At 52.5% G+C, this 16,448-nt stretch carries 16 protein-coding genes; 12 read left to right on the top strand and 4 right to left on the bottom strand.

Features of this window, described 5'->3' with window-relative positions; all coding sequences use genetic code 11:
- Positions 1-22: 22 nt before the first annotated feature.
- Positions 23-2,446: a glycerol-3-phosphate 1-O-acyltransferase PlsB gene (gene plsB, locus LK04_RS17350; RefSeq protein WP_039331669.1), complete on the bottom strand. Its 2,424-nt coding sequence runs from the start codon at positions 2,444-2,446 to the stop codon at positions 23-25.
- A 127-nt stretch (positions 2,447-2,573) separates the two neighbouring features.
- On the opposite strand from plsB, the gene LK04_RS17345 reads away from it, so the two are divergent.
- From LK04_RS17345 to LK04_RS17330, 4 genes are all read left to right on the top strand, one after another.
- Positions 2,574-2,942, top strand: coding sequence for a diacylglycerol kinase (locus LK04_RS17345; protein ID WP_039331667.1), 369 nt, complete (start codon positions 2,574-2,576; stop codon positions 2,940-2,942).
- Between the two features lie 105 nt (positions 2,943-3,047).
- Positions 3,048-3,662, top strand: a complete 615-nt coding sequence (gene lexA / locus LK04_RS17340) for a transcriptional repressor LexA (RefSeq protein WP_039331664.1) — start codon at positions 3,048-3,050, stop codon at positions 3,660-3,662.
- 124 nt (positions 3,663-3,786) lie between these two features.
- The gene (gene dinF / locus LK04_RS17335) at positions 3,787-5,112 is read left to right on the top strand and encodes an MATE family efflux transporter DinF (RefSeq protein ID WP_039331662.1); all 1,326 of its coding nucleotides are present in this window, start codon (positions 3,787-3,789) and stop codon (positions 5,110-5,112) included.
- 160 nt (positions 5,113-5,272) lie between these two features.
- A complete protein-coding gene (locus tag LK04_RS17330) occupies positions 5,273-5,485 on the top strand; it encodes a CsbD family protein (protein WP_039331660.1) in 213 nt (70 codons plus the stop codon).
- Positions 5,486-5,553: 68 nt separating this feature from the next.
- On the opposite strand, the gene zur is transcribed toward LK04_RS17330, so the two are convergent.
- A complete protein-coding gene (zur, locus tag LK04_RS17325; RefSeq protein ID WP_039331658.1) occupies positions 5,554-6,075 on the bottom strand; it encodes a zinc uptake transcriptional repressor Zur in 522 nt (173 codons plus the stop codon).
- A 453-nt stretch (positions 6,076-6,528) separates the two neighbouring features.
- Here zur and traF point away from each other — a divergent pair, with 453 nt between their 5' ends.
- The 3 genes from traF to pspG all read left to right on the top strand — a co-directional run bounded on the left by traF (position 6,529) and on the right by pspG (position 9,366).
- Positions 6,529-7,779, top strand: a complete 1,251-nt coding sequence (gene traF / locus LK04_RS17320; RefSeq protein WP_039331657.1) for a conjugal transfer protein TraF — start codon at positions 6,529-6,531, stop codon at positions 7,777-7,779.
- 95 nt (positions 7,780-7,874) lie between these two features.
- Positions 7,875-8,870: a tRNA dihydrouridine(20/20a) synthase DusA gene (gene dusA, locus LK04_RS17315; RefSeq protein WP_039331656.1), complete on the top strand. Its 996-nt coding sequence runs from the start codon at positions 7,875-7,877 to the stop codon at positions 8,868-8,870.
- A 262-nt stretch (positions 8,871-9,132) separates the two neighbouring features.
- Complete coding sequence (gene pspG, locus LK04_RS17310; protein WP_231568861.1) at positions 9,133-9,366, top strand: envelope stress response protein PspG; 234 nt, start codon at positions 9,133-9,135, stop codon at positions 9,364-9,366.
- Between the two features lie 184 nt (positions 9,367-9,550).
- Here the strand turns inward: pspG and LK04_RS17305 are convergent, their stop codons facing one another.
- Complete coding sequence (locus LK04_RS17305; RefSeq protein ID WP_039331653.1) at positions 9,551-10,534, bottom strand: quinone oxidoreductase; 984 nt, start codon at positions 10,532-10,534, stop codon at positions 9,551-9,553.
- Between the two features lie 73 nt (positions 10,535-10,607).
- Here LK04_RS17305 and dnaB point away from each other — a divergent pair, with 73 nt between their 5' ends.
- From dnaB to LK04_RS17280, 5 genes are all read left to right on the top strand, one after another.
- A complete protein-coding gene (gene dnaB / locus LK04_RS17300) occupies positions 10,608-12,014 on the top strand; it encodes a replicative DNA helicase (protein WP_039331652.1) in 1,407 nt (468 codons plus the stop codon).
- A gap of 128 nt (positions 12,015-12,142) precedes the next feature.
- Positions 12,143-12,634 (top strand): Lrp/AsnC family transcriptional regulator, encoded by a 492-nt coding sequence (locus LK04_RS17295; protein WP_039331651.1) that lies wholly within the window; start codon positions 12,143-12,145, stop codon positions 12,632-12,634.
- Positions 12,635-12,863: 229 nt separating this feature from the next.
- A complete protein-coding gene (locus tag LK04_RS17290; protein WP_039331650.1) occupies positions 12,864-13,478 on the top strand; it encodes a YitT family protein in 615 nt (204 codons plus the stop codon).
- A gap of 48 nt (positions 13,479-13,526) precedes the next feature.
- Positions 13,527-14,720 carry an amino acid aminotransferase gene (locus tag LK04_RS17285; RefSeq protein ID WP_102136038.1) on the top strand — a complete coding sequence of 398 codons (1,194 nt, stop codon included), beginning with the start codon at positions 13,527-13,529 and terminating at the stop codon, positions 14,718-14,720.
- A 186-nt stretch (positions 14,721-14,906) separates the two neighbouring features.
- Positions 14,907-15,263 carry an MmcQ/YjbR family DNA-binding protein gene (locus LK04_RS17280; protein WP_039331739.1) on the top strand — a complete coding sequence of 119 codons (357 nt, stop codon included), beginning with the start codon at positions 14,907-14,909 and terminating at the stop codon, positions 15,261-15,263.
- Here the strand turns inward: LK04_RS17280 and LK04_RS17275 are convergent, their stop codons facing one another.
- On the bottom strand, positions 15,264-16,328 hold the full coding sequence (locus LK04_RS17275; RefSeq protein WP_039331647.1) for an NAD(P)-dependent alcohol dehydrogenase: 1,065 nt from the start codon (positions 16,326-16,328) through the stop codon (positions 15,264-15,266).
- Between the last annotated feature and the right edge of the window lie 120 nt (positions 16,329-16,448).

Raw genomic sequence — 16,448 nt, 5'->3', positions numbered from 1 at the left:
CTTGGAGGCCGCCCGAGAATCACTATTCGTGAGTAACCGCGCTTTCAATGGTCAAACGTACATCGCTGGTAACCAGCTCTGCCAGCATCTGCCACATGATATGAGTACGCTCTGCATCGGCATCACCCGAATCACTGATGTACCCTTCGTCACGCAGTGACAGCACTAAGGTCGTGAAGACCGCTTTATCGAAGAACTCCGGTGCGTTAATGCCGTGCAACACCGATAGACGTTGAGCCAAAGTACGGCTCTCTTTCTCCAGCGTACCGCGGTTAATCGTTGGCTTGGCACTCAGAATGGCAAAGGTAATAGCAAAACGTTGTAAGGTTTCGCGGATACCGGCTGCCAGCAACTGCAGTGAACGATGACGCGCAGGGTTCATGCGCAGCTGACCTTCCTGCAAAGTAATCAGCCCTTGTCGCGCCATCTCAGCACTGAGTGCGTTCAACAACGCAGGCAGCTCGGCGTTATCCCAGCGCAGGAACAGTTCACTCTTCAGCATCGGATAGACCAGGCTAACCTGACGCAGCAGTTCCGCTTCATCGACTTCACGATGCTGCTGCACGATGGCGGCAATCAGCGACGGCATCACCAGCATGTGGTGGATGTTGTTGCGATAGTAGGTCATCAACACCGCTTGTTCGCGCGGCAGGATAATGATGTCGCCGATGCTGTCCTTTTCGGTCTCAAACTTGTTCATGCCCATGGCATGGTCAAGCAGCGCTTCGGCGCTCATGTCCGGGACCGTTGCTTCCGGCGAATACGGCACATTACGCAGCAGCTGGGTATAGCACTCGAGCTGTTCGATCAACTGTTCGCGGGTGAGCGAGCGCTGACGCGATGCCAGCAGTGCCGTGACACACAGGTTCATGGCATTAGCGGCTCCGGCTTCATTGATGCGCACCATTAAACGCGCCGCGATATCATTCACGGTGGGTGTCATCCAGGCTGGACGCAGTGGCTCAATCGGATCGATTGCATCACGCCATTCCGGCACGTTTTTGTTCAGGTAGTTCATCAGCGGCAAAGGTTCGCCGAAGTTGACATAGCCCTGACCAAGATTGCGCAATTTACGCAAGCCGCGCACCATCTGCAGGAAGCTCTCTTTTTCCTTAGCCGCACCGCGCAGCTCTTTCGCGTAAGTGCCCACCTCCATCACGTGTTCATAACCGATGTAGATCGGCACAAACGTGATAGGGCGGCTACCACCGCGCAGCATGGCCTGCAAGGTCATCGACAGCGTGCCGGTTTTAGGATCGAGTAAGCGACCGGTGCGTGAACGCCCACCTTCCACGAAATACTCAACCGAATATCCGCGGCTGAACAGTTCGCCCAGATATTCGCGGAACACCGTGGAGTAGAGCTTGTTGCCTTTGAAGGTACGGCGAATGAAGAAAGCGCCAAGACGACGGAAAATCGGACCCGCAGGCCAGAAATTCAGGTTAATACCGGCTGCAATGTGCGGGGGCACCAGGCCCTGGTGATACAGCACATAAGAGAGCAGCAGGTAGTCCATGTGGCTACGGTGGCAGGGCACATAGACAATCTCATGGCCGTCTTGCGCCAGCTGACGCACACGTTCGCCACCATTGACATTGATACCCTGATAGAGACGACTCCACAGCCAGCCCATTACACGATCGGTGACGCGAATGGCTTCATAGGAGAAGTTCGCAGCCACTTCTTCCATCATCTCGATGGCGTTCTGCTGGGCTTTCTCATGGGAGATCTTTTTGCTGCGCGCTTCGTCTTCCACTGCTTTCTCAATCGCTTTGGATTGCAGCAGTTTGTTGAACAGATCCTGACGTGCGGGCAAGCGCGGGCCCACCGCCGCCAGGCGTTGACGCGCAAAGTGAATGCGGGCCACGCGCGCCAGTTTCTGTGCAATAGACTTATCGGTACCGTGTTCCGTCGCCATCTGGCGCAGGGAAACGGTCGGCGAGAAGCGCACAAAACTGTCACGGCCGTGCCACAGAATGGCGAAGAACTTCTCTATACCATTCATCATGCGCAGATGTGGCGTGGCTTCACCCTGGATTTCGCGTCCTGGTGCGCGACCAAACATCACCGAAACCGGCAACATTTGAACGTCGAGATCAGGGTTACTGCGGTGCAAATCGAGGTAATCGTGAAACAGCTTCACGGATTCTGGATTGGCCACGAAATAGGGGATAACGCGCGGACCATCGTGAATAAACACGTGGCGCGGCAGTAGAGTACCATCGATCTCTAAGGGGGCCAGGGGATCCGGCAGATCATGTTTCAGACATTGCGCCCGCAGTGTCAGTAAGTCTGCCTTTGAATCATAAGGCAAAACGTACATCACCGGACGTGTCGGATCGATCCCATGTTCGGAGACAGGATCGGTCGGAATGACCTTACCTTTTACCAAAATAGAGAGTGGTAAATTCAATAATTTGTAATAAAGTTTACGCCAACCTGACATAGACAACTTAAAGCCTCTTGTTAGCAAAGCGCGGCAAGCATACCAGAAAGTGCAGCGAAGATCTGTGGTGACACCACCTCAGGCTGCCGAGAAATTGACGTCAAAATCAATCAAGGGTTCCACCAGCATGGCAAATAATGTCACCGGTTTTCAAAGAATAGTGAATGCAGCCGGTTATTCCTGGCAGGGGTTACGCGCTGCCTGGCAGAATGAAGCGGCATTTCGTCAGGAAGCGATCGCCGCAGTGATCGCCGTTATCGTGGCCTGCTGGCTGGATATCGATGTCATTTCTCGTGTGCTGATGATTGGCTCAGTGGTGCTGGTGATCATTATTGAAATAATTAACAGCGCCATCGAAGCGGTGGTGGATCGCATCGGCGAAGAGCGGCATCCGCTGGCAGGACGCGCAAAAGATATGGGTTCAGCGGCGGTATTACTGGCTATCTTGCTGGCCCTGTTTGTCTGGATCACACTGCTCTGGTCCCATTTGCGATAGCCATTCCAGATTCACCGCGCTGCGCTAATTCGCCGCTGTTTTGGTTTTCATTTCGCCAATACCTGTATATACTCACAGCGACTGTATAAACAACCAGGGGGCGGGATGAAAGCGTTAACAGCAAGGCAGCAACAGGTCTATGATCTGATTCGCGACCATATTAACCAGACGGGCATGCCGCCAACGCGTGCGGAAATTGCTTCGCAACTGGGATTTCGCTCGCCCAATGCTGCTGAAGAGCATCTGAAAGCGCTGGCGCGTAAAGGTGTTATCGAAATTGTTTCGGGTGCTTCACGCGGTATTCGTCTGCTGATGGAAGAAGAAGTCAGCGAAGGTTTACCGCTGATTGGCCGCGTAGCCGCCGGTGAGCCGCTGCTCGCGCAGGAACACATCGAAGCTCACTACCAGGTTGATGCTAATCTGTTCAAACCTAACGCTGATTTCCTGTTACGCGTAAGTGGAATGTCGATGAAAGATATCGGGATTATGGATGGCGACCTGCTCGCGGTGCATAAGACTCAGGAAGTGCGTAATGGCCAGGTCGTGGTGGCGCGTATTGATGATGAAGTCACCGTAAAACGCTGGAAAAAGCAGGGCGCTATTGTACATCTGCTGCCCGAAAATACCGATTTCCAGCCGATCGTGGTCGATACGCGTGAACAGTCTCTGACCGTTGAAGGTCTGGCTGTGGGCATCGTGCGTAACGGTGAATGGCTCTAATCTCTTTTTGAACTCCCCCGCTGCGGTAGCGCTTATCGCAGTATGAAGTACTGATTCTTTGCGTCGGACTTTTTTGGTTCAGCGTGAGGAATCAGGCTGATCTTCGCAACAACGGAACGGGCGGATGCGGCTGTTTTCCTCTTCAGATAAAGCACTCTGGCGGCTGGCGCTGCCGATGATCCTCTCCAATATTACTGTCCCGCTGCTCGGCGTGGTTGATACGGCGGTGATTGGTCATCTCGATAGTCCTATTTATCTGGGCGGCGTGGCTGTCGGTACTACAGCGACCAGCTTCATCTTTATGCTGCTGCTATTCCTGCGCATGAGCACCACCGGGCTGACGGCCCAGGCCTTTGGTGCCAATGATAAAACCGCACTGGCGCGCGCGTTGATACAACCCTTATTGATTGCTTTGGTTGCAGGCTTGTCGTTTGCGCTGCTGCGAACGCCTGCGAGCACTCTCGCGGCAACGTTGATGGGCGGTAGCCCAGAAGTGCAGCAGCAGGCGCAAATATTTATCGAAATTCGCTGGCTGAGCGCGCCGGCCACACTGGCCAATCTGGTGATTCTTGGCTGGCTGCTAGGCGTGCAGTATGCCAGGGCGCCCATGGTGCTGCTGATCGTTGGGAACCTGGTCAATATTCTGCTCGATTTACTCTTCGTACTGAAACTGCACTGGGGCGTGGCGGGGGCTGCGGCGGCAACCGCATTGGCAGAATATGTGACGCTGGGAGTCGGTTTATGGATGGTAGCGCGCGTGCTCAGGCTGCGCGGTATCCATTTTACGCTGCTCAAGCAAAGCTGGCGCGGTGATGCTGCGCGCCTGTTCCGGCTCAATCGCGACATTATGCTGCGTTCGCTGATGGTGCAGATTTGCTTTGCCTCTCTCACTCTGTTGGGCGCGCGCATCGGGCCAGACGTGGTGGCAGTCAACGCGGTATTGCTGATGTTCCTCACCTTTACCGCCTACGCGCTGGATGGCTTTGCCTATGCGGTCGAAGCATGCTCAGGGGAGGCTGTCGGGGCAAAAGATCGCAGCCGATTATTACTTATCTGGCATGCAGCCTGCCGTCAGGCGGGGATTGTCGCGTTAATGTTTGCCCTGATATACGCCTTTACCGGTCCATATATCGTGGCGCTGCTCACTTCGCTGGAGACACTGCGTGAAATGGCCGATCGCTATTTAGTCTGGCAGGTGATTCTGCCATTGGTCGGCGTATGGTGCTATCTGCTGGATGGCATGTTTATTGGTGCCACGCGCGGACGCGAAATGCGCAACAGCATGGTGATGGCAGCGGTGGGTTATGGCGTTGCTCTGCTATCACTCCCCTGGTTGGGAAACCATGGCTTATGGCTGGCGGTAACGGTGTTTCTTACGTTGCGAGGCGTAACGCTGTGGTGGGTGTGGCGTCGTCACTGGCAGCGTGACACCTGGTTCAATGCCGGATAAGCGAAGCGTAACCTACAGATTATTCTGTATTTTTTTGCGCAATCCACGCCGGGTACTATAATTATCTCAAACGGCGCAAATGAGTAGCGCGTTGTGTAGATGTTTCCTTGCTTTTGTAGGGGATCATCTTATCTCACTCAGGATGACGTGGAGGATTATGATGAACAAAGACGAAGCGAGCGGTAACTGGAAGCAGTTCAAAGGGAAGATGAAAGAGAAATGGGGCAAGCTGACGGATGACGATATGACTGTCATTGAAGGTAAACGCGATCAGCTTGTCGGCAAAATTCAGGAACGTTATGGCTATGCGAAAGAGCAAGCCGAAACGGAAGTCAAAGACTGGGAAAGTCATAATAAAGACTACCGTTGGTAAGCAGCCGCTTTAAGGATGATGCTCCTACCCCGCCGATCACCCGTCGGCACGGCACAAGGAAGTGCCAACTACCCTTTTCTTACCTTCTTTTTACTCTCAATTTCATGGTCATGATCGCAGCTGTCATGGTGCTTACACGCGGCGACTTCTGCACAATTTTCACACAACCCATGCGCTTCAATGACGGTATGACGCAGTGAAAAACCTGCCTGATCGGCCAAGCCTGCGATAATTTTTTCCACCCCATGAGCATGTTTCTCACTGACAGCCGCACAGCCGTCACACACCAGCATGACTGAGGTATGGGCTGGTTCATCAAAATGATGGCACACCACGTAGCTGTTGTTAGATTCAACGCGGTGAATAAACCCTTGTTCTAACAGGAAATCCAGTGCACGGTAAATCGTTGGCGGTTTAGCCTGCGGTTCACTGATGCGCAGTTGATCCAACAGGTCATAGGCACTGATCGAACCATTTTGCTCGGCCATCAGACGCAGCACTTCAGCGCGTTGAGTGGTCAGGCGCACGCCGCGATCAAGGCAAAGTGATTCTGCTTGAGTCAGCAGTTGTGCGGGCGTGAGGTTTGACATAAACATTCTCCAGGTTGCAGGCGATGTTATTTTATCACACAAACTTTTACCCTGCTGTGATTGCTTTTTGTTCTTATGTTGTCTAAGAAAACCCACGATAATCAATGAATTAACTTTCCCATTCTGCAACTCTTATCCATTCCAGCAATTTCATACTCTCTATTAGATCAGCCAGATAGCATAAAAACCGTCCTGATTTTGCTTTGCAACTCACCGGGTTAGCGTCTAAGGTTCAAAAGGTCTTAAGTAATTTCTGGTATCAATTTACGTATTGTTCATTTTTCTGCATAACAAAACAGCAGAATGGTGTCTGCGCAGCCAATTCTGTGAATAGCAGTGCTATTTCCTTTTAATTCACAGCAATGATGCGTTAGCCAGGGTTCAGAATAGCGGCTAACTAAACTGTTTCGTTTCTGAGTGATTCAGCGACATTTCAAAGGTGATGGCAGGCTCATGGTGAAGACAATATTCAGGCACAAAAAAGTTGCTTATCTTATTGGTTTGAATGCGGTATTTCTTTCTTCTTCAGCTCTGGCAGCGGGTACATGGTATGACGCACGCAACGATGCGATGGGGGGGACGGGCGTCGCCTCATCCACCTGGAGTTCGGCGGTGCTGGCCAACCCGGCATTGATGACCAAAGCCAAACCTGAAGATAACGTCAGCATTATTTTCCCTTCGGCGGGTGTTCAGGTTACGGACGCCGATAAATTAATTAACAAAGTCGATGACATCAGCGACAGCGTCGATCGCTACAAAGACGTGATTGATAATCTGACGTTTGCCGATTATCTGCGAGGCTATCCAGAACTCAAGGCTGCCGCCGGGGATATGGCTAATCAGCTGGAAGGTTTAAAGGGTGATAAAGCCCATGGCACTGCGGGTGTAGCCTTTGCGGTTACCGTGCCAAATGAAACGCTGCCCTTTGCATTTATCACCAAAGCCTACGGTACAGCACATGTGCAGGCCAATGTTTCCCAGAGTGATATCACTTATCTGCGCGGTGTCGCAGACGGCACGGTGATTCCTTTGCCAGGCGACCAGGATAAATTAACGTCCAGCGGTAACGGTTTGGCAGCATTAGTCACCGACTACGGCGTTGCGCTGGCCCATGAGTTCAACGTTGCCGGTCATCCGGTTTCAGTAGGCGTTACCCCGAAATTGCAGAAAACCTGGTTGTACAACTACACCGCCAGTATTTATAACTTCGATAAAAGTAACATCAACAACAGTCAGTACCGCAGCTCTGACACTGGCTTCAACATTGATGCCGGTGTCGCAACCGATTTTGGCGACCACTGGACAGTGGGTGTCACCGGTCAGAACCTGATTTCACGTGATATTGATACGAAAACGGTGGAAGGCTATCGCGATACCTACCAAATCCGTCCGTTGGTCACGTCGGGCGTGGCATGGAATTACGGTGCGTTCACGCTGGCTGGTGATGTTGATCTGACTGAAACCAAACGCTTTAAGTCTGAAGAGAGCAGCCAGTATGCGGGCGTGGGTGCTGAATATCGCGTGCTGGAGTGGTTGGCCTTACGTGCGGGTTATCGTGCGGATATGAAATCCAACGACACTAACGTCTTTACTGCCGGTCTGGGTGTGTCACCGTTTAACAACACGGTTCATCTGGATCTCGCCGGTTCGGTGGGTGATGACAATACCTGGGGCGGCATGTTGCAGCTCGGATTTAACTTCTAAAACCCGTAATAACGGGCGGCTGTGTCGCCCGTTATTACTGTGGTATCATTGCGCAGATTGTCATCACTTAACTCACTCCGGATTTGCTGCGCTTCATGACCGATACTTTCTCTTCGCAACGTTTTTCCATCGCCCCGATGCTGGACTGGACCGACCGCCACTGTCGTTATTTTCACCGCAAGTTAAGCGGCGATACACTGCTGTACACCGAAATGGTGACCACGGGCGCTATCATTCACGGCAAAGGTGATTATCTCGCTTACAGTGAAGAGGAACATCCGCTCGCGTTGCAGTTAGGTGGCAGCGATCCTGCAGCATTGGCGCAGTGCGCAAAACTCGCGGAGGAACGGGGTTACGATGAGATCAATCTCAACGTCGGTTGCCCTTCCGATCGCGTCCAGAACGGCCGTTTTGGTGCTTGCCTGATGGCTGATGCGGCATTGGTCGCTGATTGCATTAAGGCCATGCGTGATGTGGTGAGCATTCCGGTGACGGTCAAAACGCGCATCGGTATTGATGAGCAAGACAGTTATGAATTCCTGTGTGATTTCGTTGGCACCGTGGCGGATAAGGGAAATTGTGACACCTTTATTATTCATGCCCGCAAAGCCTGGCTTTCGGGTTTGAGCCCGAAAGAGAACCGTGAAATCCCACCGCTCGACTATCCACGCGTTTACCAACTGAAGCGTGATTTCCCCGGGCTGACCATGGCCATCAATGGCGGCATTAAAACCCTGGAAGAAGCAAAAGCGCATTTGCAGCATATGGATGGCGTGATGATGGGCCGCGAAGCCTATCAAAACCCCGGCATTCTGGCGCAGGTGGATCGTGAGCTGTTTGGTCGCGACAGTGCGCTGGTGGATCCGGTTGCCGTGGTGCGTTCGATGTATCCTTATATCGAAGCAGAACTCAGCAAGGGAACCTATCTTGGTCACGTCACTCGTCATATGCTGGGTCTGTTCCAGGGCATTCCGGGTGCACGTCAGTGGCGTCGTCATTTAAGTGAAAATGCGCATAAACCGGGTGCGGATGTTCGTGTGCTGGAAGCGGCACTAGCCTTAGTGGCAGATAGAATTCCACAAGAAGCGTGATCTCACGTTATCTGACGTCGTAGGGGCGGCCTTCAGGCCGCCCTTGAAGATTATCAGGAATCATTAAGCTGTTAAGATGTGGTTTTTATCACGCCACAACTTAGTGAATCTCATCACTGCATTTAGCTTAACCCTCAATCTTTTCCTTGATTTTCAACACATTACCTAAATTTCTAATTTGGCACGCATCTTGTAATGCACACTGTGTTACTTACACAGGAGAGCCTTCGTGGAAATTTTATTTGTTATCGGCTTTTTTCTGATGCTGCTGTTGACCGGCGTCTCATTGCTGGGTGTCATTGCGGCATTGATCGTCGCCACCGTCGTTATGTTCCTGGGCGGATTGTTTGCACTTGTTATCAAGTTGTTGCCATGGTTGGTGCTGGCAGTGGTCACCGTCTGGCTTTACCGCGCATTTACCACACCAAGTGGTGAAGCTAAATTGAACAGACTGAAAAGAAAAATCAGTCACTTAGACAGGAATGGCTGGCGCTAAATGCGGGGGCGATCACAGAGTGAATAATTGCTTAGTACGAATCTGCATTTAAACATATTTTTTACTTATGTTTTCTGTCAGGATGCGTAAAGTAATTCAAACGAATTCATCGCCGCTGACCCTACACCAGCGCGAACTATAAAAAGAAAGAAAAAAAGGGCTTCCTTCGGGAAGCCCTTAACTTTTAGGGGATCAGTAAACTTGAGCCCTGTGTGGCGCGGCTTTCCAGCACCTGATGCGCACGTACCGCATCGCTCAAGGCAAACTTCTGCTCTTCTGGCACTTTCAACTGAATGGCGCGGCTGGCAATCAGTGAGAAGAGTTCATTGCTGGCGCTGTCGAGCTCCTGACGGTTAGTGATGTATCCAAACAGCGAAGGGCGCGTGACAAACAGCGATCCCTTCTTGTTCAGAATGCCGAGATCGACACCGGTTACCGGCCCTGACGCATTACCAAAACTCACCATCAAGCCATGACGGCGCAGGCTATCGAGCGACGGTTCCCAGGTATCTTTCCCGACGGAGTCATACACCACGCCCACTTTCTCGCCGTTGGTCAATTCGCTGACGCGTTGGGCAATATTCTCCTCACGGTAGTTAATCGTGGCCCATGCGCCGGCATCTTTGGCAATTTTCGCTTTTTCAGCCGACCCGACGGTGCCAATCAAATGCGCACCCAGCGCTTTCGCCCACTGGCAGGCAATCAAACCCACCCCACCGGCCGCCGCGTGGAACAGAAAGATCTCGTCCGCTTTCACTTTATAGGTCTGGCGCAGCAGATACTGCACGGTTAGCCCCTTGAGAAATGAGGCGGCGCCCTGCTCGAAGCTGATGCTGTCTGGCAAGATCACCAGGCGATCTTCCGCCACATTATGCAGCTCGCTATAGGCCCCCAGCGTGGCCTGGCAATACACCACCCGGTCGCCGGGCTTAAAACGTGTCACGGCAGAGCCCACGCGTTTGACCACGCCCGCCGCTTCGGTGCCAAGGCCAGAGGGAAACGCGCCCACCGGATAGAGTCCGCTGCGTACATAGGTGTCTATGTAGTTGATGCCAATCGCCTTATTCTCGACCTGAACTTCATGCTCGCTGGGATCGGCCAGCTCAAAATCGACCCATTGCAACACCTCCGGGCCACCGTGTTGGTTGAACTGAATACGCTTTGCCATTCTGACTCCTGTGATTGTTCATCCTGGGACGGTATACTTGCGCGTCCCTTTCACGATCGGTAATGCATTCACTATGGCAGGAAATAAACCCACCAACAAATCCAACGAAACCCGCGATCGGCAGCTGGAAGGCGTGAAAATGCCGCCGCATTCCATTGAAGCGGAGCAGTCGGTGCTCGGTGGGTTGATGCTGGATAACGAGCGCTGGGATAACGTCTCTGAGCGCGTCGTCGCGGAAGATTTCTTCAACCGCTCGCACCGCATGATCTTCTCTGAAATGCAGCGCCTGCTGGAAATGGGCCAGCCGATTGACCTGATCACCTTATCCGAATCGCTGGAAACATTGGGTGAGCTGGAGATGGCGGGCGGCTTTGCCTATCTGGCAGAGTTAGCGAAAAACACCCCAAGTGCCGCGAACATCGGTGCTTATGCGGATATCGTACGTGAACGTGCGGTGGTGCGCGAAATGATCTCGGTAGCGAATCAAATTGCCGATGCGGGTTATGATCCTCAAGGCCGCAGCAGCGAAGATCTACTCGATTTCGCCGAATCCAATGTCTTCAAAATCGCCGAGCAGCGCGCGAATAAAGATGAAGGCCCGCAGAACATTGAGCAGATTCTGGAAGCCACGGTATCGCGTATTGAGGCGCTGGTGTCGACGCCGCACGATGGCGTCACTGGGGTCGATACCGGCTATCAGGACCTGAATAAAAAAACCGCCGGTCTGCAGGGCTCGGATCTGATTATCGTTGCCGCGCGTCCATCGATGGGTAAAACCACCTTCGCCATGAACCTGTGTGAAAACGCGGCAATGCTGCAAGATAAGCCGGTATTAATCTTCAGCCTTGAGATGCCCAGCGAACAATTGATGATGCGTATGCTGGCTTCACTATCACGTGTGGATCAGACCCGTATTCGAACCGGTCAGTTGGAAGATGAAGACTGGGCGCGTATCTCCGCAACCATGGGGATCCTGCTGGAGAAGAAGAACATGTATATCGATGATTCTTCTGGTCTGACGCCAACGGAGGTCCGCTCACGCGCACGCCGTGTGTTCCGTGAAAATGGCGGTCTGAGCTTGATCATGATCGACTACCTGCAATTGATGCGCGTGCCGTCGCTGTCGGATAACCGTACGCTGGAGATTGCCGAGATATCGCGTTCGTTGAAAGCCCTGGCGAAAGAGCTCAATGTGCCGGTGGTGGCACTGTCGCAGCTCAACCGCTCTCTGGAGCAGCGAGCGGACAAACGTCCAGTGAACTCAGATCTGCGTGAATCCGGATCGATCGAACAGGATGCCGACTTGATCATGTTCATCTATCGCGACGAGGTTTATCACGAAAACAGCGATCTGAAAGGCATCGCGGAGATCATTCTCGGTAAACAGCGAAACGGGCCGATCGGCACCGTACGATTGACCTTTAACGGTCAGTGGTCACGATTTGATAACTACGCTGGACCCTCTTACGACGACGAATAAGCCTTTCATGCCCGTTGCATGCACGATTTGTGCATGCAATTCACGTCATCAGAAAATAGTGTTGGACAACCCCGGCTTTAATCAGGTTATCTGTACCAAAGCGCCCCTTAATACGCTGTGGAAACAGAATGACCCAGGTAGACGATTACGACCTTAAGATATTGACACTATTACAATCTAACGGCCGCCTCACCAATCAGGAACTCAGTGATTTAGTCGGTCTTTCGGCGTCCCAATGTTCACGCCGCCGCATCAACCTTGAACAGGCAAACCTCATTTTGGGTTATCACGCACGGCTCTCGCCGGACGCCGTGGGTCTCGGAATGGTGGGCTTGATTGAAGTGCGTTTGAAAAATCACACACCTGATTATGAAGCGAGTTTCCATCGCATGGTGGAGGAGGAAGCCGCCATTGTTGATGCTTTCAAAACCACCGGAGATGCCGATTATCTGCTGAAAGTTGCCGTCGCCGATCTGGCGTCACTCAGCGCGTTGATCAGCCAATTAGTGGCGGGGCATCAGAGCGTGGCGCATGTGAAGACTTCCGTAGTTTTAAACCGATTAAAAGAGAACGGTTTGATGATGATCCCTGAGCACAAAACGCGCCAAAAAAGTGCATGATGTGCTAATCTGGCGCAATATTTGGCTGAAAAATGCGAAAAACGCGCACCAGAAACAGATTTGTGCATGAATTGATTGCTGGTTCATTAATTGATGCACAAAAATCTGCAATAAAAGCGCCTTAGTTATCAATTGGATAATCGCTGGCACCACATGGGTGGCGACTAGACGTCGCCTATGTGGTGCGTTTTTTGCATTTGAACCGCATCATTTGCACTGAGATTAATCCATGGATAACGTCGTTCAACCTACCAAAGTTCCTCATTCGCTGATTGAAGATGCGCTGGCCATTGTGCTCGGCACATTAATGGTCTCATTTGGCGTGATTATGCTGAAACAGGCGGGCGCGCTGACGGGCAGCTCCGCAGGCATTGCCTTCTTAATCAGCTATCTGACACCGCTCTCCTTCGGCAGCGCATTTTTCCTGATCAACCTGCCGTTTTACTGGCTGGCGGTGCGCCGTATGGGATGGGAATTCACCATTAAAACCTTCTGCGCCGTTGGACTGGTTTCGCTGTTTACGCATTTACATCCGTTATTCATTCATTTTTCTGCGCTAAATCCCTTTTATGCGGCATTGTTCGGTAACGTGGTGATGGGTATTGGGTTTATAGTGTTGTTTCGTCACAAAGCCAGCCTGGGTGGTATCAATATTTTGGCGCTCTGGCTGCAAGACCGCATCGGTCTGCGCGCGGGCAAACTGCAAATGGCGGTGGATACCTGCGTGGTACTCGCATCACTGTTTGTGGTGTCGCTGCCGATGCTGGTGGCCTCTATCGCAGGTGCGGTGATACTTAATCTCATCATCGCAATGAATCACCGTCCTGGCCGTTATATGGTTTGATGACGCCTCTTTACCGACTTTTTATGACCAATCATGGAGATCTGCACCGTGTTTCAAAACGTTGATGCTTATGCTGGCGATCCGATTCTGTCGCTGATGGAAACCTTCAAACAGGATCCGCGTGACAACAAAGTGAATCTGAGCATCGGCCTCTATTACAACGAGGCGGGCATCATTCCTCAGCTACAGGCCGTTGCTGCAGCCGAAGAGCGCCTGCAGGCGCAGCCGCATCAGGCTTCGCTCTATCTGCCGATGGAAGGCCTGGGACCTTACCGTAACGCCATTGCCCCGTTGCTGTTTGGTAAAGAACATCCAATGCTGAAAGCGGGACGTATTGCTTCTATTCAGACGCTCGGCGGTTCTGGTGCGTTAAAAGTGGGGGCAGATTTCCTGAAGCGTTATTTCCCGCATTCCAACGTGTGGGTGAGTGACCCAACGTGGGAAAACCACGTCGCGATCTTCAACGGTGCCGGTTTCGAGGTGAACACCTATCCGTGGTACGACGCGGAAACCAACGGTGTGAAGTTCGATGCCTTCATTGCCAAACTGAAGACACTGCCAAAGCAGTCCATCGTGTTGCTGCACCCATGCTGCCACAACCCGACGGGCGCAGATTTGACTGACGCGCAGTGGGATGAGACCACTGAAGTGTTGAAGGCGCAGGAGCTGATTCCATTCCTCGATATCGCCTACCAGGGCTTTGGTGCCGGTATGGAACAAGATGCATATGCCATCCGCGCGATTGCCGCTGCGGGCCTGCCTGCACTGGTCAGCAACTCGTTCTCGAAAATCTTCTCGCTGTACGGCGAACGTGTTGGCGGCTTGTCGATTGTGTGCGAAAGCGCAGAAGAGTCTGCACGCGTGCTGGGTCAGCTGAAAGCCACTGTGCGTCGTAACTACTCCAGTCCACCAAACTTCGGTGCTCAGGTGGTTTCCTGCGTGCTGAACGACGAAGCTCTGCTGAACAACTGGCTGGCAGAAGTGGAAGCGATGCGTCTGCGTATCATCGAAATGCGTCAGGCACTGGTTAACGTGCTGAGCACCAAGCTGCCGGGAAAAAACTTCGATTACCTGCTGAAGCAGCGCGGTATGTTCAGCTACACCGGTCTGAGTGCGCAGCAGGTTGATCGCCTGCGTGATGAGTTCGGCGTCTACCTGATCGCCAGCGGCCGTATGTGCGTTGCCGGCCTTAATAGCCGTAACGTGAATCAGGTCGCTGAAGCCTTTGCTGCCGTGATGTAAATACACCTCGCAGCAAGATAAAAACCGCCATGCCTTCGGGCTGGCGGTTTTTTTATCGCCCTAATCTGCCGAGCTGGCCTTTACCTTTTGGCGACATGCTGCACACTTAAACGGTGTGATGACGTTATGATTCTGGCAGGCGGAATGCCGCGCAGTTATCTGCCCATCGATGAAAGGGAGTACAGCATGAACACTTCGGATTTACTGACTTTTTGTATGAGCAAACCGGGCGCGGAGCAAACCTATAAAAATGAATGGGATGCCACGCAAATCAAAAGCGAGGGTGTGCTATTTGCCATGGTGCATGATGCAAAAGGGCGTCCGGCGCTGTCGTTAAAAACCTCGCCTGCTCTTGCGGATTTACTACGAGAGGAGCACAGCGATGTGTTTCCGAGCGAGCACCTCAATAAGACGCACTGGAGTACATTGTGGCTGGATGGTTCACTAAAGGATTCGCAGATCTATTACCTGGTGGATGCTTCCTGGCAACAGGCTGACGCCACACGCGCGGCGGGCATCAGCCATGATGAAGATTCGCGCTAATTAAGCCGCAGACTCTTCACGCAGGGTGTTGATATCAATCACGAAGCGGTATTTCACGTCGCTTTTCAGCATACGTTCGTAGGCTTCGTTAATCTGGTTCATGGCGATCAGCTCAATGTCTGAAGTGATACCGTGCTTACCGCAGAAATCCAGCATCTCCTGAGTTTCAGCGATGCCACCAATCAGCGAACCGGCAATGCTGCGACGTTTGAAGATCAGATTGAACACCTGTGGTGCCGGGTGATCGTGCTCTGGCGCGCCAACCAGTGTCATGTTGCCATCGCGTTTCAGCAGGGCAATAAACGGGTTGAGATCGTGCTGAGCAGCAACGGTGTTGAGGATGAAATCAAAGCTGTTGGTATGCTGTGCCATCTGATCAGCATCTTTTGAAATCACCACTTCATCGGCGCCGAGACGTTTGCCATCCTCAATTTTAGATGGAGAGGTGGTGAACAGCACCACATGTGCGCCCATGGCATGGGCAAGTTTCACACCCATATGGCCGAGGCCGCCAAGACCGACGATACCGACTTTCTGCCCTGGGCCTACATTCCAGTGGCGCAGCGGAGAATAGGTGGTGATACCGGCGCACAGCAGGGGCGCAACACCGGCCAGGTCGAGGTTTTCCGGTACACGCAGAACGAAACTCTCGTCAACGACCATGCTGGTGGAGTAGCCGCCGTAAGTGATGGCTCGGGTTTCACGGTCTTCACCATTGTAGGTGCCAACAAAACCATTTTCGCAATACTGCTCCAGTCCTTCCTGGCAGCTCGGACAGCTGCGGCAGGAGTCAACCATACAGCCAACACCGACCAAATCGCCCACTTTATATTTGTGGGTGTGCGCGCCAACTGCGGTGACGCGTCCAACAATTTCATGGCCTGGCACTACAGGGAAAATGGTGTTTTTCCATTCATTGCGCGCAGTATGCAGGTCGGAGTGGCAAACGCCACAGTACAACACTTCAATCTGCACATCATGAGCGCGCAGCTCGCGCGGCTTATAGTCGAACGGGGCGAGTTTAGATTTCGCGTCCTGTGCGGCATAGGCATGCGTAATATTCATGGTGTCTCCAATCGGGTGTGTCGTGAGTTTATTGCGGGATCCCGTTCAGTGAGCTGAAGGGATAAAGGCGCGTTGGGTTGCGCTAAAAAGGAACGGTATAAGGATAGTCAGCGGGGGAGA

The organism is Pantoea vagans, from assembly GCF_001506165.1.
Taxonomy (GTDB): Bacteria; Pseudomonadota; Gammaproteobacteria; order Enterobacterales; family Enterobacteriaceae; genus Pantoea; species Pantoea vagans_C.
This window is presented reverse-complemented; position numbering and strand designations above follow the sequence as displayed.